The organism is Rhizobium sp. R635 (assembly GCF_002211285.1).
GTDB lineage: Bacteria > Pseudomonadota > Alphaproteobacteria > Rhizobiales > Rhizobiaceae > Rhizobium.
Window position 1 is genome coordinate 174,484 of sequence record NZ_LOKX01000005.1, and the last position, 25,027, is coordinate 199,510.

General features: G+C 61.9%; 27 protein-coding genes and 1 pseudogene. 16 read left to right on the top strand and 12 right to left on the bottom strand.

Annotated elements, in window-relative coordinates; genetic code table 11:
* Positions 1-19: 19 nt before the first annotated feature.
* Positions 20-304, bottom strand: a complete 285-nt coding sequence (locus tag ATY78_RS06700; RefSeq protein WP_088681550.1) for a DUF2249 domain-containing protein — start codon at positions 302-304, stop codon at positions 20-22.
* 212 nt (positions 305-516) lie between these two features.
* Between ATY78_RS06700 and hemN the strand changes: the two genes are divergently transcribed.
* On the top strand, positions 517-1,869 hold the full coding sequence (gene hemN / locus ATY78_RS06705; RefSeq protein ID WP_088681551.1) for an oxygen-independent coproporphyrinogen III oxidase: 1,353 nt from the start codon (positions 517-519) through the stop codon (positions 1,867-1,869).
* Positions 1,870-1,926: 57 nt separating this feature from the next.
* On the opposite strand, the gene ATY78_RS06710 is transcribed toward hemN, so the two are convergent.
* The 6 genes from ATY78_RS06710 to ATY78_RS06735 form a co-directional block, all read right to left on the bottom strand.
* Positions 1,927-3,813 (bottom strand): VWA domain-containing protein, encoded by a 1,887-nt coding sequence (locus ATY78_RS06710; RefSeq protein WP_088681552.1) that lies wholly within the window; start codon positions 3,811-3,813, stop codon positions 1,927-1,929.
* A 3-nt stretch (positions 3,814-3,816) separates the two neighbouring features.
* Positions 3,817-4,632, bottom strand: coding sequence for a CbbQ/NirQ/NorQ/GpvN family protein (locus ATY78_RS06715; RefSeq protein WP_088681553.1), 816 nt, complete (start codon positions 4,630-4,632; stop codon positions 3,817-3,819).
* A gap of 34 nt (positions 4,633-4,666) precedes the next feature.
* The gene (locus ATY78_RS06720) at positions 4,667-6,007 is read right to left on the bottom strand and encodes a cbb3-type cytochrome c oxidase subunit I (RefSeq protein WP_088681554.1); all 1,341 of its coding nucleotides are present in this window, start codon (positions 6,005-6,007) and stop codon (positions 4,667-4,669) included.
* Between the two features lie 19 nt (positions 6,008-6,026).
* Positions 6,027-6,479 carry a cytochrome c gene (locus ATY78_RS06725; protein WP_088681555.1) on the bottom strand — a complete coding sequence of 151 codons (453 nt, stop codon included), beginning with the start codon at positions 6,477-6,479 and terminating at the stop codon, positions 6,027-6,029.
* Between the two features lie 101 nt (positions 6,480-6,580).
* On the bottom strand, positions 6,581-6,874 hold the full coding sequence (locus ATY78_RS06730; protein WP_088681556.1) for a hypothetical protein: 294 nt from the start codon (positions 6,872-6,874) through the stop codon (positions 6,581-6,583).
* A complete protein-coding gene (locus ATY78_RS06735) occupies positions 6,871-7,419 on the bottom strand; it encodes a cytochrome c oxidase subunit 3 (protein ID WP_088681557.1) in 549 nt (182 codons plus the stop codon). Before ATY78_RS06735 ends, ATY78_RS06730 begins: the two co-directional genes overlap by 4 nt.
* A 96-nt stretch (positions 7,420-7,515) precedes the next feature.
* On the opposite strand from ATY78_RS06735, the gene ATY78_RS28495 reads away from it, so the two are divergent.
* Together ATY78_RS28495 and ATY78_RS06745 are read left to right on the top strand one after the other, a co-directional pair.
* On the top strand, positions 7,516-7,671 hold the full coding sequence (locus tag ATY78_RS28495) for a hypothetical protein (RefSeq protein WP_088681558.1): 156 nt from the start codon (positions 7,516-7,518) through the stop codon (positions 7,669-7,671).
* A 4-nt stretch (positions 7,672-7,675) separates the two neighbouring features.
* Positions 7,676-8,170 carry a hypothetical protein gene (locus ATY78_RS06745; protein ID WP_088681559.1) on the top strand — a complete coding sequence of 165 codons (495 nt, stop codon included), beginning with the start codon at positions 7,676-7,678 and terminating at the stop codon, positions 8,168-8,170.
* Positions 8,171-8,195: 25 nt separating this feature from the next.
* Here the strand turns inward: ATY78_RS06745 and ATY78_RS06750 are convergent, their stop codons facing one another.
* The 5 genes from ATY78_RS06750 to ATY78_RS06770 all read right to left on the bottom strand — a co-directional run bounded on the left by ATY78_RS06750 (position 8,196) and on the right by ATY78_RS06770 (position 13,776).
* Complete coding sequence (locus tag ATY78_RS06750) at positions 8,196-9,770, bottom strand: copper resistance protein CopC (protein ID WP_245313508.1); 1,575 nt, start codon at positions 9,768-9,770, stop codon at positions 8,196-8,198.
* Between the two features lie 47 nt (positions 9,771-9,817).
* Positions 9,818-10,345, bottom strand: coding sequence for a DUF1775 domain-containing protein (locus tag ATY78_RS06755; protein ID WP_088681561.1), 528 nt, complete (start codon positions 10,343-10,345; stop codon positions 9,818-9,820).
* A 60-nt stretch (positions 10,346-10,405) separates the two neighbouring features.
* Positions 10,406-10,849 (bottom strand): pseudoazurin, encoded by a 444-nt coding sequence (locus ATY78_RS06760; RefSeq protein ID WP_088681562.1) that lies wholly within the window; start codon positions 10,847-10,849, stop codon positions 10,406-10,408.
* A 243-nt stretch (positions 10,850-11,092) separates the two neighbouring features.
* Positions 11,093-13,018, bottom strand: a complete 1,926-nt coding sequence (locus ATY78_RS06765; RefSeq protein ID WP_088681563.1) for a PAS domain S-box protein — start codon at positions 13,016-13,018, stop codon at positions 11,093-11,095.
* A 26-nt stretch (positions 13,019-13,044) separates the two neighbouring features.
* Positions 13,045-13,776, bottom strand: coding sequence for a helix-turn-helix domain-containing protein (locus ATY78_RS06770; protein ID WP_088681564.1), 732 nt, complete (start codon positions 13,774-13,776; stop codon positions 13,045-13,047).
* Positions 13,777-14,010: 234 nt separating this feature from the next.
* Here ATY78_RS06770 and ccoN point away from each other — a divergent pair, with 234 nt between their 5' ends.
* The 13 genes and pseudogenes from ccoN to ATY78_RS06845 form a co-directional block, all read left to right on the top strand.
* Positions 14,011-15,633, top strand: coding sequence for a cytochrome-c oxidase, cbb3-type subunit I (gene ccoN / locus ATY78_RS06775; RefSeq protein WP_088681594.1), 1,623 nt, complete (start codon positions 14,011-14,013; stop codon positions 15,631-15,633).
* Positions 15,634-15,641: 8 nt separating this feature from the next.
* Positions 15,642-16,376 carry a cytochrome-c oxidase, cbb3-type subunit II gene (gene ccoO, locus ATY78_RS06780; protein WP_088681565.1) on the top strand — a complete coding sequence of 245 codons (735 nt, stop codon included), beginning with the start codon at positions 15,642-15,644 and terminating at the stop codon, positions 16,374-16,376.
* 8 nt (positions 16,377-16,384) lie between these two features.
* Positions 16,385-16,537: a cbb3-type cytochrome c oxidase subunit 3 gene (locus ATY78_RS06785; RefSeq protein WP_088681566.1), complete on the top strand. Its 153-nt coding sequence runs from the start codon at positions 16,385-16,387 to the stop codon at positions 16,535-16,537.
* 1 nt (position 16,538) lies between these two features.
* A complete protein-coding gene (gene ccoP, locus ATY78_RS06790) occupies positions 16,539-17,402 on the top strand; it encodes a cytochrome-c oxidase, cbb3-type subunit III (RefSeq protein WP_088681567.1) in 864 nt (287 codons plus the stop codon).
* An 11-nt stretch (positions 17,403-17,413) separates the two neighbouring features.
* On the top strand, positions 17,414-17,599 hold the full coding sequence (locus ATY78_RS06795; protein ID WP_088681568.1) for a hypothetical protein: 186 nt from the start codon (positions 17,414-17,416) through the stop codon (positions 17,597-17,599).
* A 457-nt stretch (positions 17,600-18,056) separates the two neighbouring features.
* Positions 18,057-19,625 carry a cytochrome c oxidase accessory protein CcoG gene (ccoG, locus tag ATY78_RS06810; RefSeq protein ID WP_088681569.1) on the top strand — a complete coding sequence of 523 codons (1,569 nt, stop codon included), beginning with the start codon at positions 18,057-18,059 and terminating at the stop codon, positions 19,623-19,625.
* Positions 19,622-20,107, top strand: a complete 486-nt coding sequence (locus ATY78_RS06815) for a FixH family protein (protein WP_088681570.1) — start codon at positions 19,622-19,624, stop codon at positions 20,105-20,107. The genes ccoG and ATY78_RS06815 overlap by 4 nt, the downstream gene beginning before the upstream one ends.
* A complete protein-coding gene (locus tag ATY78_RS06820; RefSeq protein WP_088681571.1) occupies positions 20,104-22,392 on the top strand; it encodes a cation-translocating P-type ATPase in 2,289 nt (762 codons plus the stop codon). The genes ATY78_RS06815 and ATY78_RS06820 overlap by 4 nt, the downstream gene beginning before the upstream one ends.
* A complete protein-coding gene (ccoS, locus tag ATY78_RS06825) occupies positions 22,389-22,547 on the top strand; it encodes a cbb3-type cytochrome oxidase assembly protein CcoS (RefSeq protein WP_088681572.1) in 159 nt (52 codons plus the stop codon). The genes ATY78_RS06820 and ccoS overlap by 4 nt, the downstream gene beginning before the upstream one ends.
* A 30-nt stretch (positions 22,548-22,577) precedes the next feature.
* The gene (locus ATY78_RS06830) at positions 22,578-23,243 is read left to right on the top strand and encodes a Crp/Fnr family transcriptional regulator (protein ID WP_088681573.1); all 666 of its coding nucleotides are present in this window, start codon (positions 22,578-22,580) and stop codon (positions 23,241-23,243) included.
* Positions 23,244-23,273: 30 nt separating this feature from the next.
* Entirely contained in the window at positions 23,274-23,735 is a 462-nt protein-coding gene (ccmE, locus tag ATY78_RS06835; protein WP_088681574.1) for a cytochrome c maturation protein CcmE, read from the top strand.
* Between the two features lie 138 nt (positions 23,736-23,873).
* Positions 23,874-24,551: a CBS domain-containing protein gene (locus tag ATY78_RS06840; RefSeq protein WP_088681575.1), complete on the top strand. Its 678-nt coding sequence runs from the start codon at positions 23,874-23,876 to the stop codon at positions 24,549-24,551.
* Positions 24,552-24,840: 289 nt separating this feature from the next.
* A pseudogene (locus ATY78_RS06845) lies at positions 24,841-25,027 on the top strand (5-aminolevulinate synthase); the annotation flags it as partial.

Genomic DNA, 25,027 nt, shown 5'->3' on the forward strand with positions numbered 1-25,027 from the left:
TCATCGCGCTGCCCCGAACTCAGTGGCTGCCGCAGCAGCAGTCGCAACCGGAATCCTGGCGGGTGATCTGCACGCGCCAGACGTCGGGGCCCTGTTCCAGATATTCCCAGAGGAATTTTCCCGGAAATGCGGTTTCAAGCTGGTAATGCAGGGGCCGGGGCTCATGATCGCTGGTGATCAGCATGGCGTCGCCGGGGGTCAGTGCGCTGAGCGTGCCAAAAATCCGGGGATGCCGCTCGATAGGATGTATCGTCCTGACATCGATGTGGGGAGCTTGGGCGTGGATGGTTTGCGCATCGGTCATCTGGCTGTTTCCTTTTGCCGCGTCTTGCAGACTGGCGGGATCGCGGCTCGTCCCGCGCCAGAACGAGACGGTAAAGGGCTTTGCGGAAAGCGACTTTGACGGCGGACAAATATCCGAATGATTCCCGGCCGAGCGTCCTCATTGATTTGGGACAAGGAAGAACGCGCGGCCGGAGGTCATAAAGCATCCTGATTTTGACAGAGGATGCGACAATGTCCGACAATTTGGTCGCCAAGTACGGCGATGCGCGGCTCCCGCGTTACACGAGCTACCCGACGGCCCCGGCCTTTTCAGCCGCCGTGGGGCCGGATGAATATGCCAAGGGCCTCGAAAACATCGGAAAAGCCGGACCGGTTTCCGTCTATCTCCACGTGCCCTTCTGCCGCTCGATGTGCTGGTATTGCGGCTGCCACACGACCATCACCCGGCAGGACGCTCCCGTGGTCGAATATCTCGACGTGATGAGCCAGGAGATCGAGCTCGTCTCCTTTGCCGCCGGAAACGACGTGCCCGTCAAGAACGTTCATTTCGGCGGCGGCACGCCGACGATCATGAAGCCGCAGGAATTTACGGCACTGATGGCGAAGCTCAGGAGCGCCTTCGCTTTCGAGGCGGATGCCAGCGTCGCGGTCGAAATCGACCCGCGCACCTTGACCGCTCCCATGATCGAGGCGCTCGGCGAAAACGGCGTCGATCGCGCGAGCCTCGGCGTCCAGAGCTTCGACCCGATCGTGCAGGCCGCCATCAACCGGATGCAGTCCTTCGAGCAGACAGAGACGGCAGTCGTGGGCCTGCGCTCGGCAGGTGTGACCAGCATCAATTTCGACCTGATATACGGCCTCCCGAAGCAGACGGTCCAATCCTGCGTGGAAACGGTCCGCCTAGCCGCGCAGCTGCGCCCGGAACGTTTCGCCGTTTTCGGCTATGCCCACATACCGGCCTTCAAGAAGCATCAGCGCCTCATCGACGAAGCATCGCTTCCGGATGCGAGACAGCGCAACGAACAGGCCGAAGCCATCGCCCAGGAGCTTGAAAAGGCCGGGTATGTGCGCATCGGGCTCGATCACTTCGCACTGCCGGAGGATGAGCTTGCGGTCGCCGCGCGCGAGGGGACGATGAGGCGGAACTTCCAGGGCTACACCACCGACGACTGCGATAGCCTCATCGGCCTCGGCGCTTCGGCGATCGGGCGACTGCCGACCGGCTATATGCAGAACCACGTACCGCTGGGTCTCTATGCGGAGCGTGTCGCGTCCGGCGTGTTGCCGACGGCCAAGGGATATCTTCTGACCGAAGAGGACAAGCTTCGGGGCAGAATCATCGAGCGGCTGATGTGCGATTTCGAAGTCGATTTGGGAAGGCTGAGCGGGGAGTTGGGTTTCGACACCGGCTTCCTCGTCGAGCGTAACGAACGTCTCGGCGAACTCGTGGCCGATGGCGTCGTGACGATCCGCGACAACAGGATCGTCGTCTCCCAGGACGCACGCTTCATGGTCCGCGCCGTTGCGGCGGCATTCGACGCCTATTTCGGTTCGCTCGGCCGTACGCACAGCAAGGCCGCCTGACAGCAACTTAGGCCGGAGGCGCCGATCGGGCGGCTCCGGCCTATTTACTCACGCCTTTCAGGCGGTCAGGTTCCGATAGATTGCCGGCAGCGCGCCCGGCAGCTTCGCAATATCCGAAATCACGGCAAAACCAGCCCTTCCGAAAATTGCCGGCAAGTAGTCGCCGGCATTGCGGTCCACGGTGACGGCGAAGACGGCCTGGCCGAGCGCGCGGGCTTCGGCGACCGCCTTCCTGCTGTCTTCCAGGGCAAACCGCCCTTCGTAATGATCGACGTCGTTCGGTTTGCCGTCCGTCAGGATGAGGAGCAGCTTTTTCCTTGCGGCGTGTTTGTGCAGCTGTCCCGAAACATGTCTGAGGGCCGCCCCCATTCGCGTGTAATAACCCGGTTTGAGATCGGCGATCCGCTGCGCAGTCACCTGCGAGAACGTCTCGTCGAACTCCTTGACGCTGTCGATACGCACCCAGCTGCGGCGTCTCGACGTGAAGGTGTGAATGGCGAAACTGTCGCCGCAGGCATCCAGGCCGCGCGCGAAGACATCGAGCGCCTGCTTTTCGACGTCGAGGACCCGGCGATTGTCCACCCAGGAGTCCGTCGACAGCGAGACGTCGACGAGGATCGACGTTGCAAGCTCGTGCGAAGCAGGGCGGGCGCATTCATAGATACGGTCGTCCGGCTGCCCGGTCGCAAGCAGGTCGGCGCGCGAGCGTATCACCGCCTCGAGGTCGAGGTCGTCACCATCGAGCTGCGCCTTCCTGATCTCCCTCTTTGACCTCAGCGTCTCGAATTGCCGTCTGACCTTGCGCACGATCGCCTGATCGGCAACGACGGGCGCCTGTTGCGCGGCCGGGACGCTGCCGATGAGGACGCGGCAGTAATTCTCCAGATATTCCGCTCTGCGGAAATGCCATTCGGGATAGGTCAATACGCCGTGGATCTGGGAAACGTCCGAGGCCTCCGGGGAGAGATCCAGGTCGAAACGGAATTTCGACTTCGGCCGCTCCCGTGTTTCGCTCAAAGTGATCTCGTCGAGTTCGTCGGCTGCGCCGGCATCGTCCTCCTCGCGATCGTCCGTCGGCCGGTCGACATTGACCATCTCGGCCATGGCGAGGATCTTTTCGAAGCGGTTGAGGATGAAAGGATCGCGCCTGCGGTCCTCGGCATCTTTCTTGCGGACCGCTTGATGCGACGAGCGGGCCGGGCCTGCCTCGCCGCCCTCGGAAGGCAGATCCTCGCGGTCGGATTTTTGAGCCTCCGCGCGTCCGGTGAAGTCCGGCCAGATCGGGACCGGCAGCATCGGCAGATATCCTGCCGGCGCCTTGTCTCCTCTCGGCCTGACAAGATCGGGCAACCGGCTCCCCAAGGGAAATGCCAGGGCAAAGCGCAGATAATCCTCGACCTGCCTTTCGGCCTTGGGCAGCCTGCCGCGGATCCGGCATGCGAGAATGGCCTCGCTCAGGCGCAGATATCGTGGATACATGCCGGGAAAGATGTCGGCCACCCGCGCGGCGTTTTCACGACCTGTTTCGATCCGGGCAATGTCGGAAAGCATGGCGTCGGTCGTTTTGCGGCTCGGAATGGCAGCCACCGCGATATAGGCGGCCAGCCAGAAATAGAGATCCCGGTTCAGCCGTTCGTCATCGAAGATATCGATCGAGGCGGGCAGGTGGATGGCGCTGCCGTCCCAGCTCGGATGATCGCTTCTTTCTTCGCCGAGACCGACAACTTGCCGGAAACGCAGCCGATGCGACGAGATCTGCTGGCGTGATTTCTGGATCTGCAGTGTCGGTTCGCCGCCAAAGGCGCGGAAGCAGACGGCCAGCTGCGATTTGATGTCGGCCAGGTTGACCGCGTGCTCCGCATGGCGGGGCCAGGAGCGCGTGTCGCCGACAAGGCGATGCCAGGCGCGTCCGACCGTTTCCTCGAGTTCCAGGAATTCGAGCATCTCTCACCTGCCGAGCGTCGCTGCGGCCACCTCGACGAGGGCGGCCTTCACATCGGCTTCATCCGTCAGCGGTTCGATGATGGCGGCCCTGACCGCTTCGGCAAGCGGCATTCCGGCATCGACGAGGGTGGCGCAATAGATGATGAGGCGCGTCGAGACGCCCTCTTCCAGATCCTGCCCCTTGAGAGCGCGAAGCCGGCGGGCAAGGTCCACCAGCGGCGCCACCCGGCTCTCCGCCAGGCCGCTTTCGATCGAGACGGTCGCAATCTCGCGCTCCCGCGGGAGGAAGTCGAACTCGATCGAGACGAAGCGCTGGCGGGTGCTGGGCTTCAAGGATTTCATCAGATTCTGGTAGCCGGGGTTGTACGACACGACCACCATGAAAGACGATTGCGCCTCGATGAGTTCACCGGTGCGCTCGAGCGGCAGCAGCCGGCGATCGTCGGTCAGCGGATGAAGAACGACGGCGACGTCTTTGCGGGCTTCGACGATCTCGTCGAGGTAGCAGATGCCGCCCTCGCGCACGGCTTTCGTCAGCGGACCGTCGACCCAGACGGTTTCTCCGCCTTTCAACAGATACCGGCCGGTCAGATCGGCAGCGGTGAGATCGTCATGGCAGGAGACGGTCGAGACCGGCAGCCCCAGGCGGGCGGCCATGTGATGCACGAACCTGGTCTTGCCGCAGCCCGTCGGCCCCTTGAGCAGAATCGGCAATTGCCGGCTCCAGGCACTCTCGAACAGCGCGCATTCGTTTCCATGGGCGGTGTAGTGCGGGATTCCCGCATTCGCATCGAGCGGGAGATTAAACGCGATCGTCATGTCTTCTGTTCTCCAAAAGGGGAGGGGAGCCCGCCTATTCGGCGGGCTGTGCAATTGCGTCGGGTAGGCAGGCGCGGCCGGGGACGAGGACCGACCAGATGAACATCAGCGCGCTGATGAAGACGAAGATGCCGGAGCCGAGTCTCACCCAGTAGAAGACGCTGAGCTGGTCCTGCACATCCATGTAGGATTCGCCGAGCACCCTCTGCAGGTGAACCTGGATGATGCCGGCAAAGGTGAGGGCGAAGGTCATGACCGACATTGCCGTGCACATGATCCAGAAACTTGCGATCGAGAGCCACTGATTATAGGGCGCGCGGCCGCGGATCTGGGGAATGGCATAAGCCATCGCCGCAAGATTGAGCATGACGTAGGCGCCGAAGAAGGCGAGATGCCCGTGCGCCGCGGTAACCTGTGTGCCATGCGTATAATAGTTCACCGAAGACAGCGTATGGAGGAAACCCCAGACGCCTGCGCCGAAGAAGGCCATGACCGAGCAGCCGATCGACCACAGCAGCGCCGCCTTGTTCTCATGCTTGCGGCCGGCCTTCCAGGTCATCACGAAGGTGAACACCACCATGGTGAAGAACGGCGCGACCTCCAGCGTCGAAAAGAGCGAGCCGATCCACTGCCAGTATCCGGGCGCGCCGATCCAGTAATAATGGTGGCCGGTGCCGAGAATGCCGGAGAAGAGCGCCAGGCCGATGATCACATAGAGCCATTTTTCGATGACTTCCCTGTCGATGCCGTTCAGCCTGATCATCAGGAAGGCCAGCACCGACGCCATGATCAGCTCCCAGACGCCCTCGACCCACAGGTGGACGACATACCACCAGTACATCTTGTCGAGCGCGAGGTTGACCGGGTTATAGAAGGCAAAGAGGAAAAAGATCGCCACGCCCCAGAGCCCGAACAGCAGGATGTTGGTGATCGTGGTCTTACGTCCCTTCAAGGCCGTCATGGTGACGTTGAACAGGAACATCAGAACGACGACGACGATGCCGACCTTGATCGCGAAGGGCTGCTCGAGAAACTCGCGGCCCTCATGGATGTGGAACAGGTAGCCGATGACCGCGACCGCCGCGGCCACGAGGAATATCCAGAACTGCGCGATGGCGAGTTTCGGGCTGTAGAGCTCCGTCTCGCATTCCTCCGGAAGAAGAAAATAGGTGGTGCCCATGAAGCCCATCAGCAGCCAGACGATCAGCGCGTTCGTGTGGATCATGCGGACGATGTTGAACGGCAGCTCGACCGACAGCGTGTTCGGCAGGACGTAGATCGTTCCCGCCAGCACGCCGAACAGCAGCTGCGCCATGAAAAGGCCGAGAGCTCCGTAGAAATAGAGCATGGCGACGCTTTGTGTCTTGTATTTCATTGCTTGATCCTCTCGCCCGTCAGCCCGCCTGGTTCGGCGGCCACGCCTGCGTGTTCATCTTGCTGACCCATTCGAGGAAGTCCGCGAGATCGTTCACTTCTTCTTCCGTCAGATTGAATTGCGGCATCTGCCTGCGGCCCTCGATGCCGGAGGGTTGCGCCGCCATCCAGGCGTGGAGCGCCTCGCGCGCACTGGCCGGGTCCTTGTCGCCGCCCCAGCGAATCCAGACATTGGAAAGCTCGGGAGCGAAATAGGCGCCTTCGCCGTCCAGCGTGTGGCAGTTGATGCAGGCGTTCTTCTCCCAGATGTGCTTGCCTCTGGCGACGCTTTCGGTCAGCGTCTTCTCGTCGGTCGAGACGGTCCGGATGTAATAGTGGCTGTGGGCGGTCAGCCCGACGAATATGGCGAAGAAAAAGGCCGATCCGCCGTAGAACACGTTTCGGGCCGCGGTTTTTGTCAGGCGTTCAGCCATCGATGATCCTTTCATGTCGGTGGCGGAGCCCGCCGTGACGTCGAAAACGGAGCCAAGGGCTCACGCTTCCTGGATGACCGAAGGGCAGCGGCGGGTCTTTGTTAATTCGCAAAGACCGCCGAGAATGCGAGCGCGCCGGCCACGGCCGGGAACAGCACGGCCGCCGCCCACAGGATCAATGCGAGGCCGAGCGGCGAACCCTTGAAGCGCAGGCCGAGGAAACCGGAGACGACCAGGCGCACTTTCGCCAGCGCAATCAGCCCGGCGGCGAGCGCCAGTGCGGGCCTTGCCGCGGCGCCCGACAGAAACATCGAGGCTGCGAAGACGCAGGATGTCAGCATCAGCAGAAAGATCAGCGCCCGCGAGGGAGCATTCGCCCTGTCTTGTACAGTCATAAGAGATAGACCACCGGGAACATGACCAGCCAGACGATGTCGATGACATGCCAGAGGGTCGTCACGAGATGGATATTCTCAAGCGATGGAAACCGGGCCATCAGCGCGAGGACCAGAGCTCCGAACAGGACGTGGACCAGGTGAAATCCTGTTATCAGCACGTAGAGCTGCGAGAAGCTGTCCTCGGCAAGCAGCGATGCGCCTTCCACCTGATATTCGTAAAGTTTGAGGGCGACGAACAGAGCCCCGCCGACGGCCGAGGCAAACACGGCCTGCCGTTGCCGCCGCAAGTCGACCGACCGCGCGGCGAGCGCCGCAAACCAGCCGCTCACCAGTAGGACCACCGTATTTGCGAGTGCAATATCGTGATGAAGCTTGGCCTTTCCGGCCGCGAATACCTCCGGCTGGAACCACGACGCGATGACGAAGCCCATCATCAGCGCCGCAAAAGCCGCAAGTTCGCTCCACGCCAATATCCAGACCATCAGGTCGTCGCTTCGGGCTGCGGGCCGGCTGCGGAGCTCGGGGGAAATCATCGCTGTCATGGCTATGACGATAGGGATGATATCGCGCCCGCTCTTTGATCGATCGCAAAGAGCGGGCCGATCGGAAGAACTAGGTTTTGCGGAAAGGAGAACCCGATGACCGATGCCCAGATAGGACTGTCGATAGCAACGCCCGTGATTATAGTATTCGCGATCGCCCTCTATCGGATGGGCGTCCTGCAGCGGACGGGCACGGTCTCAGCGGTTCTCGCGGCGGTCGCGATCGCCGCCAGCCTGTTTCTGCAGAGGTGATGTGATGAAAAAGCCGATCCCCACCGATTTCATAGAACTCGAACGCTGCTACGATCAACTGATGTCGTGGTGCGACGTACTCCAGGCAATCGCCGATTTCCTGCCTTGCCACATAGACGAAGACCTTTGCGAGCGTATCTCAGGCGGCCTGCTTCCGCTGCTGCAGACGACGCATGCGCTCGAAGAGCGCCTTATTTCGTCGGGACTGAACCTGATCATGGAAGCGGGTGACAAGGCCGATGCGGCTGAACGCCGGCGGGCAGTGCGTTTGTTTCATCGCGATGCCGCCCAAGACGTCGCCGTTACGCTGGAAACGCTGGGCGAGGGGCGCTGCCGGCTGTCCTGGGAGGCCGTGGGATATCAGCTGCGTTCGTTCTTCTGCTCGACGCGCGGGCATATCAGATCGGAACGCGAGATCATGAGATTGATGCAGCGGGCGGCGGAGGCTGAACGGGCGCCGGCCTTGACGGATGCGATCAATCAAACCGAGGCGGCCTGAGCGACTGAGGTTTCGTGGCGGCCTGTCATTCCGACAGGCCGCCTTCGAGATGCACCGAATGGAAGTCGTCGACGAGCACTTCGAGATCCGCCAGCCAGCCCTCTGGATTGCGCACCGGAATTCCTTCCGCATCCCATCTGCCTTCCGTGCTTCTCGCAAGTTCGAACTTCATGGGCTCGATCGCCGATCCCGGATTTCTCAGGCGAAGAACGACCTGCCTTGGGTCGAGGGCATCAAAATCCGGACCCATGATTGCGACGTGGACCTTCCTCGTTCCGTGCGCCTCGGCTCCGAGCTCCAGTTGAGCCATCGCTTTTTCGGCATGCAGATGGATCGATAGAACCGGCGAAACCTCCGCGGCCTCTGCCTGTCCCGGACCGGCAAAGCGCCAGAGGCCCGCCGTGCCAATGATCGCGACGGCAAGGATGATTTCGAAGAGGATGCTTCGGCGCAGCCTTTCTCTCGCAACCGGATTTCCGGCCAATGTCGGCGCCGTGAGCCAGAAGCGATTATAGACGGCCACCATGCAAAGGCAGGCCACGAGCATGACCTTGACCGCAAGGATCCGGCCGTAGAGCGACGACAGGATCTGGATGAGCGCCGGAAGCTCTACTATCGCAAGCACGATCCCAGCAAGGATCATGACGAAGAACGGGATCGGGATCATCCGCGAGAAGCTGCTCAGCGGGCGCAGGTTCGGCGGTGTCCGGCTGAGCTGCCAGAGCGGCAGGAGGCTTCCTGCCCAGAACAGCAGCGTCGCGCTGTGGAGAAATATGGCGGCTCTCGTCAGCCAGCGCGGGTCCGCCGTGCTGCAGTGCCCACTGAAGGTAAAGGCGCTCGCCGCCAGCATCAGGGCGACGACGGCAAGAACGCGCCCGGTGATTTTGCGGCGGGCGAGGGGGAGCGCGATCGTGAGCAGCGACAGGAAGAACAGGCTGGCGCAAATTGCGGCATTGCCCTGTACGGCGATCTCGAGCGGCGCCGCACCGGCAAAGACCAGACCGCTTCCCGCTTCGTCCAGCCCCTGCAGGTAAAGCCCTGCCCCCAGCAGCGCGGTTCCCGGCAGCATGATGGTCGCGGCACTCGCTGTTGCGCCGTTGCGGGCGCCCAGCCAACGGTCGAACAGCGCGCCGCCAACGGCGAAGGCCAGGAATAGAACCGTGGCGGTGTGCACGAGCCAGATGGCGATCGGCAAGGAAAGACCGGAGCCCTCGCCAACCGCAACCGGCGGCGTTGCGGAAGGCGTGCCGATGTTGAACACCAGCGTGCCGCCGACAGGGTGGCCGTCTTCGGATTCGACGCGGTAGCTCACCATCACCGTGCCGCGGATATTGGGATCGGAGAAGCGCAATCGGACATCCGCATCTGATGTGTCGGCGTCCAAGTCCTGGTTCGCGCCGTTGCCGTCGGTTGCCGTGGCTCGGATGAGCCTGACCGGCTCGCTGAAATGCAGCTCGATTTCGGCCGGCAGGCGATCCAGCGTCTCATTGGCCGCCGGAGTCGAGCTTTTCAGAGCGGCGTGGGCAAGCGCGCCTGTCGGCGCCAGCATGCCCATCGCGATGGTGGCTGCAACGAGAACCGCCCGAAGACGCCGCGTCACCCGTTTTCCTGTTTTCGAGGGCCACATGGTCGACGGCTCCCGGCGGTTCACGAACGCGGTTGTTCGACCACGTCGAAGTAGGGAGCGGGGGTTTCGTAATCGTCGGGCGACTTGCCCGCTGCGGGAATTTCGATCCAGCGTTCGACGGCGCCTTCGGTGCATTCCTGCACGACAGGAACGTAAATGCGGGTGCCGGACGGAATTTCCTTCGCGACCGTCGCGCGGAAAACGAATTCGTCATATTCGTCGTCGGCGAGAGTACCGCCGGACCATGTGATTTCGCTGACGCCTTCCTTCACGGGCTTGCCGTAGAGATCGTAGCTTTTCTCATAGGCGGCGCTGACCTTCTCGACCGACCAGCCCGATTTCGGCATCGGCTTGGCCGACAGCAGACCCTCGGGGATCTTCACGCGGATCTTGATCGTCGCCTTGCCCTCGCAGCCGTGCCCGACGCGAAGGATGGCCTTATAAGCCTTGCCTGACGGCGCCTGGCTCTGCTCGAGGGTGATATGGGCATCGGCCACGCCGGCGGCGCAGACCGCTGCGGCGAAAGCAATTGCCATGGGCTTGAACATGACGGGTTCTCCACCGTGCGGGATGGCGCGCAAGCGCGGCCATCCGCACCGGTCGGTTGACTATTGAGTGATCTGCGCGAGGTCGGCATCCAGCCGCTTGCGCACCATGTTCGGCACCTTCGCGGTCTTGATCGCCTCGATATTGGACTGGCTGTCACCGACCTGGATCAGGGCGACCATGCCCATGCCGACATGCGGCGTGCACTTCAGGACATAGGCGCCGGGAACGTCGAACTTCGTCTGGTACTGCTCGTTCGGCTTGGACTTGAACTCGGCAACGCCATCGGGGATGAGGCCCTTGAAGGTCTCGACATTGTGGCTCTTGTCGGTGGGAATGAAGGTTACGGTGTCGCCGGGAGCGATTTTCAGGACGCCCGGCTCGAACACCATTGCGCCGTCCGTACCCTTGTTGAGCATCTGAATCTGATGGTCGGCGGCCATCGACGGCGCAGCCGAAACAATCAGGGCTGCCGTTGCAGCGATCAGACCGAATTTCAAACGCATGTGCATATCTCCTGTTTCGCGAGGTCGATTTAGCCTCGTGAACACTTTCTAGGACATGCCGCCGCCGGCTTCTTTGACGCTCGTCAAATAGGAGAAAAAACCAGTAATTCCGCCCTAAAAAACATATGCATAGCATTCGTCGGGCGACGATTGCCGCCCGACGGAATCGGGCCGCCTCTGCCGGAGCAACATCGCCTCCGCCAAGGGTCGGTTTCAGAGATAAGGGGATAGTTGCCGCGAAGGTTATCTTGCGTCGAGAAGCTCGCGGATCTTCAGCGCGAGTTCCCTCGCGGTATAGGGTTTGCGCAGCCATTGCGCGCCGGGAACGATGCCTTTGCCCGCAAGACCCGGCTCGGAATATCCCGATGTGAAGAGCACGGCGATATCAGGCCGCAGGATGCGCACTTCTCGCGCGAGTTCGTCGCCGGTCATTCCCCCCGGCATCACGATGTCGGTAAACAGGAGCGCTATATCGCTATTTTCATCTAGAAGATCGAGTGCGCGATGACCGTTTTCCGCTTCGCGCACCGTATAACCCATCGACGCCAGCCTGGCGACGGCGACGCGGCGAACGCGGGCGTCATCTTCGACCACCAGCACCGTTTCATCGCCGCGCGGCAGCTGGTTCTCACCGGTGTGTTGATCGGACTCAGGTTCCTGAGGCCTCTTCTCGTTGATGGCAGGCAGGTATATCCGCACCGTCGTGCCCCGTCCGACCTCGCTGTAAAGCTGAAGATGCCCACCCGATTGCTTCACGAAGCCATAGACCATGCTGAGCCCGAGGCCGGTGCCTGAGCCCACTTCCTTGGTCGTGAAGAACGGTTCGATCGCGTGCTGCCGGACTTCCTCGGTCATGCCGACGCCGGTATCCGTCATGGCAATGAGCACGAAATTGCCGCTGCGCACCTCCGGGTACATCTTGGCATAATCGGCATCGAGATGGACCCGCGAGATCGTCGTGATGAGACTGCCGCCCTTCGGCATGGCGTCCCTCGCGTTCAAGGCGATGTTCAGGATGGCGTTTTGAAGCTGCGAGCTGTCGACGAGGACGTCGAGGCCGGACCCTTCGATGACGGTCGACAGCTTGATATCTTCGCTGAGCGTTCGCCGGAGCAGGTCCGAGAAGCCGCTGACGAGCTGACCGAGATCCGCATGTTTCGGGCTCAACGGCTGGCGCCGGCCGAAAGCCAGCAGTTGGCCCGTGAGGACCGCCCCGTCCTGCGCTGCGGACTGAGCTTCCTTGAGAATTTCGCGAAGGGTGCCGGGCGCCAGCTTGTCCTCGATCATTTCGAGGTTGCCGCTGATGACGGTGAGCAGGTTGTTGAAATCGTGCGCGATGCCTCCCGTCAGCTGCCCGATGGCTTCCATCTTCTGCGCCTGGCGAAGATCTTCCTCGATCTTGAACCGGCTGGTGAGATCGCGGACGAAACCGGTGAATATCCGCTCTCCGTTGACGGTCGCTTCGCCGACGTGAAGTTCCATCGGAAACTGCGATCCATCGGCCCGCTGCCCGGTGACGACGCGCCCATAGCCGATGATGCGTTTCTCGCCGGTCTCGATATAGTGATCGATGTAGCCGTCGTGAGCGTCGCGATAGGGATTGGGCATGAGGTTGCTGACGTTGCGGCCGCAAATCTGGTCGGAAGACATGCCGAACAGTTTTTCGGCGGCCTTGCTGAACGACAGCACCGTTCCCTTATGGTCGATCACCACCATCGCGTCGGGCACGGTGTCGAGGATTGAACTCAAATGCGCCTCGCGCGCCTTGACCGCCTCCTGGGTGTGCCTCAAGGCGCTGACGTCACTGTTCGTTTGAATGACGGCAAGGTCTCCGTCCGACAGATTGACGAGCACGCAGCGGGACGCGACGTGAATATCGTGTCCGCTCTTATGGCGATGAATGATTTCACCCTGCCAGAAGCCGCGCGACTTCAACTGGTCCCGGACGTTTTCCGCCGGCTCGGGAAATTTCGTCGCCAGCAGTTCGTGAACCTTCTCGCCGACGGCTTCCTCTCTCGCCCAGCCATACATGTTCTCGCAGCCGATGGACCAGTGTGTGATGGTTCCGTCGAAATGATGAACCAGAATGTCCGCTCCATCCAGCACGTGCACCATCGCATCCAGTTCCTGGGACGATGCGGTTCTCGGTGATACCAAGCGATGGGGCATGAACGTTGATCCTGCGACTTGATGCATCAGTGCAGCTTGACCCTATGACAGGAATTGTCGGAGAAATCATCAGCGTCGCCGGATAACTGTGCAAGGCGGGCGAGATTGACGATCCTGAGGTCGTGCCTGCCCTCGGGAACGACGATGTTTCGCGATGCGAGCTTGGTGATCGTGCGCGACACGGTTTCGATGGTCAGGCCGAGATGGTCGGCAATGTCCTGCCGGTTCATCGGCACGCGCAGCAGGCCCTGCCGCGGCTGCGCACTGCGGCGGGATGCAAGCTTGACGATGAAGCTGCACAGACGTTCCTCGGCATTCTTCTTCGACAGAAGCACCATCTGTTCGTGCGCGGCGGCTGCCTCCTGGCAGAGGAGAGAGATATAGACGGGGCCGAGGGCATCCGACCGGGCGACTTCCTCGTGGAAGCTCTTCCGGGATATGCGGCGAATCCTGCATTCGGTAACGGCCTCGGCCGTGAACAGGAAATCGTTCAGCAGCGACGCGCCGATGAGATCGCCGGCGAAATGAAACGCGGTTATTACCCGGCGGCCTTCGCCGATGATGCGATGGAGGCGGACGACGCCTTCTTCCACCTGGAAAAGATGGCTGGCCTTGTCGCCTTCCCAACAGATCGCTTTTCCCGCAGGAACGGTCTCGGTCGCCGACGTCAGGAAAAGCGACGACAGGGATTGACCGGCATGGAGAGCTTCGCTCGTCTTCTCGGCATTTTCGAACGCATGGTTGGTCTGCATCAGCATCGTCTTGTCCCTCGTGGCAGTGAGGGCACTAGAACGCCCGCCGGTCACACGGGAATGATCGGACGGTGCCAAAGGGTGAAAGAGTGTAACAGTTTGTAACAACGGCCGCCCATCCCCATCCGAGTGCTTTTGGTTGATGTAGATCAAGGAGCAATTGCCGGCTTCATGACAGTCCTGCCTCAAATGACGAGAAAGCCGGCCGCGAGCGGTCGTCTTTGCATTGGGGACGACATCATGAATTACACGACGGAAACGATGTTGGTCGCGGTCGCGGCGTTTCTAGCGCTGCTGGGAGCCGCATTCGCGCACGATCATCTCTTTGCGGTCCATATGGGCATACTCTGCTTCTGCCTCGCGGTGGGAACGGTGCTCCTGGTCAGGAACGTCGACTTCGCACCGGCGGACCAGCGGCGGAAGGTCGATGTGTCAGGCTATTTCGACGAGGTGATACGCTACGGCCTGATCGCCACGGTGTTCTGGGGCGTGGTCGGCTTCCTCGTCGGGGTCGTCATCGCGCTGCAGCTGGCCTTTCCCGACCTCAACATCGCGCCCTATCTGAATTTCGGAAGGCTGCGGCCGGTTCACACCTCGGCGGTCATCTTCGCCTTCGGCGGCAACGCTCTCATCATGACGTCGTTCTATGTGGTGCAGCGCACCTGTCGAGCCCGTCTCTTCGGCGGCAGCCTCGCCTGGTTCGTCTTCTGGGGCTATCAGCTCTTCATCGTGATGGCTGCGACCGGATACGTTCTCGGCATCAACCAGGCCCGCGAATATGCCGAGCCCGAATGGTATGTCGATCTCTGGCTGACGGTCGTCTGGGTCGCCTATCTCCTCGTCTATCTCGGCACGATCCTGAAGCGCAAAGAGCCGCATATCTATGTGGCGAACTGGTTCTATCTCGGCTTCATCGTCACCATCGCGCTGCTGCACGTGGTCAACAATCTGGCGGTTCCCACGTCGTTCCTCGGCTCCAAGAGCTATTCCCTCTTCTCGGGCGTCCAGGACGCGCTGACGCAATGGTGGTACGGCCACAACGCCGTCGGCTTCTTCCTCACCGCCGGCTTCCTGGGCATGATGTATTACTTCGTGCCGAAGCAGGCCAACCGCCCCGTCTATTCGTACCGGCTGTCGATCATCCACTTCTGGGCGCTGATCTTCATGTACATCTGGGCCGGCCCGCATCACCTGCACTATACGGCGCTGCCCGACTGGGCCCAGACGCTCGGCATGGTCTTCTCGGTCATGCTCTGGATGCCCTCGTGGGGCGGCATGATCAACGGCCTCATGACCCTTTCGGGCGCATGGGACAAGATCCGCACCGACCCGATCATCCGCATGATGATCGTCGCCATCGCCTTCTACGGAATGTCGACCTTCGAGGGCCCGCTGATGTCGGTGAAGACGGTCAATTCGCTCAGCCACTATACCGAGTGGACGATCGGTCACGTGCATTCCGGCGCTCTCGGCTGGGTGGGCATGATCACCTTCGGGGCGATCTACTACCTGACGCCGAAACTATGGGGGCGCGAGCGTCTCTACAGCCTGCGGATGGTCAACTGGCACTTCTGGCTCGCAACGCTCGGCATCGTGGTCTATGCGGCCGTGCTCTGGGTCGCCGGCATCCAGCAGGGGCTCATGTGGCGCGAGTACAATTCCCAGGGCTTCCTCGTCTATTCCTTCGCGGAAACGGTCGCGGCGATGATCCCCTATTACGTGCTGCGCGCGGTCGGCGGAGCGCTTTACCTGGCGGGCGGTCTCGTCATGGCCTGGAACGTGTTCATGACCATCCGCGGACGTCTGCGTGACGAAGCGGCGATCCCGACCACTTTCGTGCCTCAAGCACAGCCTGCCGAATGAGGTGAGACATGGCATCGATACTTGATAAACATCAGATCCTTGAAAAGAACGCGACGCTTCTGCTCGTCGGCTCGCTGCTCGTCGTGAGCATCGGCGGCATCGTCGAAATCGCCCCGCTGTTCTACCTGCAGAACACGATCGAGAAGGTAGAAGGCATGCGGCCCTATACGCCGCTGGAGCTCGCGGGGCGAAACATCTACATCCGCGAAGGCTGCTATCTCTGCCACAGCCAGATGATCAGGCCGTTCCGCGACGAGGTGGAGCGTTACGGCCACTACTCGCTCGCAGCCGAGTCCATGTACGACCATCCCTTCCAGTGGGGGTCCAAGCGGACCGGGCCGGATCTCGCCCGCGTCGGCGGACGCTATTCGAACGAATGGCACGTCCAGCATCTCGCAAACCCGCGGGCGGTCGTGCCGGAATCGATCATGCCGAGCTACGCCTTCCTCAAGGAGCAGGAAGTGACGGTCAGGGATATCGGCATGGACCTCCAGGCCAACGAGGACGTCGGCGTGCCCTACAACGACGACATGCTGGCGAATGCGGAAGCCGACATGAAAGCCCAGGCCGATCCGAATGCGGATACGACGGCGCTGCTGGCGCGCTATCCGAAGGCGAAGGTCGGCGACTTCGACGGCGACCCGGCCAAGCTGACCGAGATGGACGCCCTGGTGTCCTATCTGCAGATGCTCGGCACGCTGGTCGATTTCTCGACCTATGACGATGCGACCGGCTACCGATGAGGTGATCCATGGAAACCTACACTGCAATGAGACACTTCGCCGACAGCTGGGGCCTTCTGGCAATGGCGGCATTCTTCGTCGGCGCCGTCGTGTTCACGCTTCGCCCGGGCAGCAGGCAGGCGGCGAAAGAAGCCGCCGATATTCCCTTGAAGGACGATTGAGATGTCGGAAAAACATATCGATGAAATCAGCGGCGTCGAAACGACCGGACATGAATGGGACGGCATCCGCGAACTCAACAATCCCATGCCGCGCTGGTGGGTCCGGACGTTCTATGTGACGATTCTGTGGGCGATCGGCTATGCCATCGCCTATCCGGCCATCCCGATGATCGCTTCCGCCACGAAAGGCTATTTCGGCTATTCGACGCGCGCGGAACTGCAGCAGGACCTCGATCTCGCCAAGGCATCCCAGATGAAGTTCCATGACCTGATCGCCGCCAAGACGGTCGAGGAGATCGACGCCGATCCTGTTCTTCGGGAATTCGCCATCGCCGGCGGTGCGTCCGCTTTCAAGGTGAACTGCGCGCAGTGCCATGGCTCCGGCGCCAGCGGCGGCCCGGGATTTCCGAACCTCAACGACGACGACTGGCTGTGGGGCGGAGACCTCGGCGCCATCCAGACGACGATCGCGCACGGGATACGCTTCGATTCGGATGCCGAAACGCATGCTTCCGAGATGCCGGCCTTTACCGACGTCATCGAGCCGATCCAGATGAAGCAGGTCGCCGCTTATGTCTGGGGGCTGACCAATACGCCCTCTGACCCCGCTCTTGCGGAGGCGGGAAAACAGGTCTTCCTCGACAACTGCGCCGCATGCCACGGCGAGGACGCCAGGGGAAAGATGGAAATGGGCGCGCCGGATCTGGCCGACGCGATCTGGCTGAAGTCGCGGGGCGAAGACGCCATCGCTCGCCAGGTGGCCTCTCCCAAGCATGGCGTCATGCCGGCCTGGGCAGGACGTCTCGGCGATACGACGGTCAAGGAACTGACGGTCTTCGTCCATTCGCTCGGCGGCGGAACCTAAGGAGACAAGCCATGACAACTCACGACCACAATCCCATCCTCGGTCTCTACGGCACGCCGCGCGCCATTATCCGTTCACGCGTGTCGGCGCGCGCCCAGGTGACGCCGCCATCCTCCGAGCAGGACGATCCGGCAAAGATCGGCAATTCGATCGTCAGTTTGACCTGCCTCAAAGATCACAAGCAGACGAGCCGCTAGTTCTGGATCCGTCGAGGACGTCCCAGCGGTGTTTCTCCCCCGCAGTTCCTCGAGAGCCTTTCCGGGTTAGATTGCAGCATTCTGCCGGAGCAGGTTTTCGTCAGGGCAAAGGCGATTGGCGAAGGGCATACCCTAGGTATGTCCGAGCCGATCGCCTTTGATCCTGGCGGAAAGATGCCCGGCCCTTCGGGTTGGCTGAAACAGGCCGGCTGATCGACCGGCCGGCTTGGCCGTAGATCTGGGCTACGACACGCGCCGGCCGGTCGACCATCCGACTCCGTTTGAGCCAACAGAATGCTGCAATCTAACCCGGAAAGGCTCTAGGCCACGCCCTCTCTCTCCAGGGGCGTGGCCTTTCTCTTTCCGAAGGCCTCTCGGGAAAGCTTTCGTTCTTGATCTGCATCAAGGAACGGATGCGCGGCAGATGAGACAAGAGCGGCGAAACGGATAGAATCCCATGAACCTCTACACCGCACCAGATCCCAATGACATCGAGCGGGTCAGCGTCGAGCCGGTCAATGCGCGCCGCAACCGGCAGCCTCTCTACGCGCCCAGGAAGAAGATCTTTCCCAAGCGCGCCGAGGGACGATTCCGCCGGTTCAAATGGATCGTGATGCTGATCACGCTCGGCATCTACTACCTTGCGCCGTGGATTCGCTGGGATCGCGGTCCCTACGCGCCCGACCAGGCGATCCTCATCGATCTCTCGTCGCGGCGTTTTTTCTTTTTCTTCATCGAGATCTGGCCCCAGGAATTCTACTATGTCGCGGGCCTGCTCGTCATGGCCGGCTTCGGTCTGTTTCTCGTCACCTCGGCGGTCGGCCGCGCGTGGTGCGGCTACGCCTGTCCGCAGACCGTCTGGGTCGATCTCTTCCTCGTCGTCGAACGCGCGATCGAAGGCGACCGGAACGCGCGAATGAAGCTCGACGCCGCTCCCTTCAGCTTCGAAAAGCTGAGGAAACGGGTCATCAAACATTCGATCTGGCTCCTGATCGGCGTCGCCACCGGCGGCGCGTGGATCTTCTATTTTGCCGATGCGCCGAGCCTAGCCGTTTCGCTGTTCACCGGCGCGGCTCCCGCAGTCGCCTATGCCACGGTCGCCACATTGACCGCGACCACCTATGTGCTCGGCGGCCTCATGCGCGAGCAGGTGTGCACCTATATGTGCCCTTGGCCGCGTATCCAGGGTGCGATGCTCGACGAGAATTCCCTGGTCGTCACCTATAACGACTGGCGGGGCGAGCAGCGGTCGCGCCATACCAAGAAGGCCCAGGCACAAGGCCTGCCGGTCGGGGATTGCGTGGATTGCAATGCCTGCGTGGCCGTCTGTCCGATGGGAATCGACATTCGCGACGGGCAGCAGATGGAGTGCATCACATGCGCTCTCTGCATCGACGCCTGCGACGGCGTGATGGACAAGCTCGGCAAGCCCCGCGGCCTGATCGCCTACGCGACGCTCAGCGAATATTCGAGCAATATGTCGCTTGCGACAGACGCGGGAACAACGCCGATCCAGCCGTCCAAGGTCAGAAACGAGGATGGAAGTTTCGTTTCGGCGGTCCGGCACTTCAACTGGCGTATCATCTTCCGTCCGAGAATCGTCTTTTACGCCGTGGTCTGGGCCTCGATCGGCATTGCCATGGTCGTCCACCTCGCCTTCCGCGAGCGGCTCGAACTCAATGTCGTCCACGACCGGAACCCGCAATATGTCCTGGAAAGCGACGGCTCGATCCGCAACGGCTACACGCTGCGCGTCCTGAACATGGTGCCGAAGCCGAGGGATGTGAACATTACGCTGGTCGGGCTGGAGGGAGCGACGATGCGCATTTCCGAGCTCGGCAAGGAAGACGGCCGCAGCTTTACCGTCCATGCCGAACCCGACGCGGCCACGACGCTCAAGGTCTTCGTGACGCGCAAGCCTGACGGAGCCGAAATCAACGAATTCCTCTTCGTCATCGAAGATACGGACCGTGCCGACCGGGCGACCTATCGGGCGGCGTTCAATGCACCGGGAGACGTCAAATGAAGGCTTCTGCTCAAGGTTTCACAGGCCTGCACATGCTGCTTACAACCTCGGCATTCTTCGCCGTGGTGATCGCCGTCAACGTCACCATGGTCGTCTACGCCTCCTCCAGCTGGAGCGGCCTGGTCGTGAAAAACACCTATGTCGCCAGCCAGGAATTCAACCGCAACGCGGCGGCGATGAAGGCGATGAGCGCCTCCGGTATCGAGGGCGATCTTTCCATCAAGGGGCGCGAGATCCGGTATGACATCCACGGCAAGGGCGGGCCGCCCGTGATCGTCGACGATGTCGTGCTGAATTTCAAACGGCCGGTCGGAGACCACGAGGACTTCCAACTCACGCTCGGGAAGACGGGCGAGGGGCGTTTCGAAGCCGAGCACGTGGTCGCCAAGGGCGACTGGATCGTCGAGATCATCTCGCGAAAGGACGGCGTCGTCGTCATGCACGAAGCCAAACGCTTCGATACCGCGGAGTTCGGCCAATGAGCTGCTGCTCCATGGACACCGAAAGCGTGCTCGCCCTCAGCGCGACCTCGTCCAGCGCCGAGGAAGCCCGCCTTGCCAGCCACCCGCTCGGCGCAGGATTGCGCCAGCTTGATCTCAGCGTTCCCGACGTCCACTGCGGCGCCTGCATCTCGACCATCGAAAGAGCGCTGTCAGCACTTGCCTTCGTCAGGAAAGCGCGGGTCAATCTGACCGCGCGAAGGGTAAGCTGCGTCTATCGGGAGGAGATCGACGAGCGCGCGACCGATCCATCCGAAATCCTCGCGGCGATCAACGCCGTGGGATATCGCGCGCACCTGTTTGCGCCCTCGGCCCCCGAAAACGACCGGACCAGAAACCAGCTTCTCCTGGCGGTCGGCGTTTCCGGTTTCGCGGCCGCCAACATCATGCTGCTCTCGGTATCGGTCTGGTCGGGCGCGGATGCCGCGACGCGCGACATGTTTCACTGGATCTCGGCGATGATCGCGGCACCCGCGCTGGTTTATGCGGGACGCTTCTTCTTCAAGTCGGCTTGGAACGTGCTGAAGCGCGGGCGGACCAACATGGACGTTCCGATCTCGCTCGCCGTCACGCTTTCCTATGCCGTCTCCTTGTGGGAGACGGCGCACCACGGCGAACATGCGTGGTTCGATGCCACGGTTTCCCTGCTGTTCTTCCTGCTGATCGGCCGGACTCTCGATCATGTGATGCGCGAAAAGGCGCGCGCGGCGATTAACGGGCTGGCGAGGCTCGCCCCGCGCGGGGCGCTGCTGATGATGCCGGACGGATCGCGGCGCTACATCGCGGTGGAAGAGATCGCCGTGGGCGACGAGATCTCGATTGCGGCGGGCGAACGCGTTCCCGTCGACGGCGTCGTCGTCAGCGGAGAAAGCGACGTGGACCTCTCCATCGTCACGGGCGAGAGCAGCCCGGTCGCTGTCGCTGCCGGCAGCGACGTGAATTCCGGCGCGATGAACCTGACCGGCTCGCTCGTCTTCCGGGCGACGAAGATTGCCAGGAACTCGCTTCTCTCGGAGATCATCGGCCTCATGGAAGCCGCCGAAGGCGGAAGAGCGCGCTACCGCCGGATCGCCGATCGCGCGGCAGCACTCTATTCCCCGGCCGTGCATCTGCTGGCACTCATCTCTTTCCTCGCCTGGGGCTTCCTCGGCGGTGATTGGAAACAGGCGATGCTGGTTGCGGTCGCGGTGCTGATCATCACCTGCCCATGCGCACTGGGCCTTGCCGTGCCCGTGGTTCAGGTCGTTGCCGCCGGCGAGCTTTTCCGCAAGGGTATCATGGTCAAGGACGGTTCGGCGCTGGAACGGCTGGCTGAGGCGGATAGCGTCGCCTTCGACAAGACCGGCACCCTGACGATGGGCATGCCGCGCCTCGTCAGGATCGAGACGATCGAAGAGGGCAGCGCCGCCATCGCCCGCGGATTGGCCGCGCATTCGCGCCATCCACTTTCCCAGGCGCTGGTGCGGGACACGGAACTCGCCCATCTCCCGTCCTTTGACGGCGTCACGGAAATTCCGGGCGGCGGGCTGGAGGCAAGAAAGGGAAGGGATGTCTATCGGCTTGGTAACGCGATGTTTGCCGGCGGAACCGGTTTCATGCCCCGTAGCGTGGACAGTCCGTTTTCGGAAGTGGTCCTGTCGAAAAACGGGGGCGTTCTTGCCCGTTTCTTCTTCGACGACACGCTTCGGCCGGGCGCTGCCGAAACCATCGCCCAACTCAATGCGGCCGGTCTCGAAACGCTGATGGTATCCGGCGACAGGCAGACCGTCGTCGACAATACCGCAGAGGCTCTCGGCATCGACAGGGCCTTGGGCGCGCTGACGCCGAAGCAGAAGGTCGAGGAATGCCGGAGATCGAGCGATCAGGGCCATCGCGTGCTCATGGTCGGCGACGGCATCAATGACGCTCCCGCACTTGCCGCCGCGCATGTCTCGATGGCGCCCGCCACGGCGTCCGATATCGGCCGGCAGGCAGCCGACCTCGTCTTCTTCAACGACCGCCTCGACGCCGTTCCCGAAGCGATCGCCGTGGCGCGGCGGTCCGCCAGCCTCATCCGGCAGAACTTCGCGCTGGCCATCGGCTACAACGTGCTGGCGGTGCCGATTGCAATCGCCGGGCTGGCGACACCGCTGATCGCGGCAGTGGCCATGTCGACATCGTCGATCATCGTCGTCACGAACGCGCTGCGCCTCAATGCATTCGGCAAACGTCCCGGCATCCGGGTCGCGGAACGCGCCGGCGGGCAAGCGGAGGTGAAAACCGCATGAACATGCTGATCTATCTCATACCGATCGCGCTTCTGATGGGAGGCATGGGGCTCCTGGCTTTCCTCTGGTCGCTGAAGAGCGGCCAGTACGACGATCTTCAGGGAGCCGCCTGGCGCATTCTCACCGAAGACGAAGCCGACGGGAAGAAACCGTGATCACACAGGCCCAACACGAAAGGAAGATCGATGCTTGCGAAAAATTCCGTGCTTTTGCAGTCTGACCTGTTCGACGGCCTGGACCAGGCGACAGTGCAGCAACTCGCCGCCACGGCCGAGCTTCGGACCTTCGCTCCCGACGAGCGGATCATCGCCGAAGGCCAGGAGGCGTCATTCGTCTATTGCGTCATCGGCGGGTTCGTGCGGCTTTCCAAATCGGAATCCGCCGGGCGCGAGGCGGATATCTATGTATGCGAGCCGGGTGACACCTTCGGCGAATATCTTCTCTCGGGCGGCGGCTCTTATGCCTACAGCGCGTGGTCCGCCGATGGGGCCGAGGTCGCCTTGTTCGAACTTGCGGACTTGCGGGCACTCGCCGAACGGCACCCCGTCATGCATCGAAACGTCATGCGCATCATGGCCCGGTATCTGCTCGGCACGATGAATTGCATTGCGGGAGACCGGCTGCACACGGCCGCACAGCGCGTTGCGAATTACCTCATGAGCCGATGCCCGGCGTCCGCCTCGCAGGTCACGTTTCGCCTTCCCTATCGGAAGAGGATTCTGGCCGGCAAACTGGGACTTGCCCCGGAAGCACTTTCGCGAGCCTTTGCCGCGCTCGTCCCCGCAGGGGTCGAGGTCAGAGGCAAGGTCGTTCTCGTCGACAGCGTCGATCAGCTTCGCAAGGCATGCTGACCTTCCCATGACAGGAACAGGAGATTCGAGATGACGCGTAAGCAGAAGCGGCTCGCGGTGATAGCAGGCGGCATGGGCTTCATTGCTGCCGCCGTGCTGCTGGTCATGTTCGCCTTCAGCCAGTCGGTCGCCTATTTCTACATGCCGGCGGATCTGACAAAAACACCGGTGGCGCCGGAAACCCGCATCCGGCTCGGCGGGCTGGTCGGTGAGGGCAGCGTCGTGCGCGGCGCCGGCTCGACGGTGGAATTCGCCGTCACCGACGGCAGCGCCAATGCCGTGAAGGTCAAATATACCGGCATCCTCCCCGATCTTTTCCGCGAAGGGCAGGGGGTCGTCACCGAGGGCATGTTTGCATCGGGAACGAACGTCTTCATCGCCGACACCGTCCTGGCCAAGCATGATGAGACCTACCTGCCGAAGGACGTCGCCGACCGACTGAAACAGCAGGGGCTGTGGCAGGAAGGCCAGGAAGCGAAGGCGACGCAATGATCGTCGAGATCGGGCATGACGCGCTGGCGCTCATCCCGGCGGAGCAATCGATCGGGTGTTTGACGAAAATCAAAGCGATGCGGCCGATCGGCCTCTAGCCTGTTCCGGACGATAACCGCGATCAGGGAGACGGCGACCATGCAGGCAAGGGATATAATGACCACGAAGGTGGTTTCGATCGGCCCGGCGGTCAGCGTGCGCCATGCGGTTGCGATGATGCTGCAGAACCACGTCAGCGGTCTTCCGGTCGTCGACGATCAGGGACGCGTTTGCGGCATGGTCACGGAGGGCGATCTGCTTCTGCGCCGGGAGGTCCGGCTCACGCCCCGCCCCGCGCGGGCGCCGGAACTCATCTCCGAGATCGATCTCGAACGTTACATCTGCAGCAACGGTTGGTGTGTCACCGATGTCATGTCCCAGGATGTGATCGTCGCGCGGCCGGACAGCGAAGTGTCCGATATTGCCGAAAGCCTGCAGGCGCACCGCATCAAACGCTTGCCGATCGTCGAAGACGGACGTCTGGTCGGGATCGTCAGCCGGAGGGATATCCTGCGGGTCATCGCCGAAGCCCCGGCGGCCGCCTTGCCGCGAGGGGATGAGGCGATCAGGCTGGCGGTGCGCACCAGGCTGAGATCCGATCTCGGGCTCACCCCTCAAAGGGTGCAGGTCTCCGTCAGGAACGGGCAAGTGACCGTCGACGGCCAGGTGGAATCCGAATTGAAGCGCAAGGCGATCAAGGTTCTCGTCGAGGGCCTCAGCGGAATTGCCGGCTATAGGGATCGGCTGCTCGTCGCTCCTGCTCACAGCCAGGATTAGAAACTCCATTGCATTGGCCGCCATCATCGCGCCGATGCAACGAGGAGGCTTGCGCGATCCTTGAGGGGTCGAGCAAGCCATCTGTCAACTTCCCTGCTTGACACGGAAACCTCCGACTCGTGAGCCGACCTTAGATCATATGTCGGGCTTCTTCTTTGATTGAAAACAATGAGGAAGAGCGCGATCGAAGTATGTTTCGGTATTCATGCGCTTGCGTCGAACTTGACAGAGATCAATTACGCCGACGGTGAGCCCGATGTATCGCTTGGTCATGCAGAAGGAGCATATGATGGATTTCGAAGCATTTTTCAAAAACGAGCTGGACGGGCTTCATGCCGAGGGCCGTTATCGCGTTTTTGCCGATCTCGAGCGTCACCGCGGCCACTTCCCGCGTGCGACGCGCCATACGGCCGATGGCGAAAAGGACGTCACGGTCTGGTGCTCCAACGACTATCTCGGCATGGGCCAGAATCCCA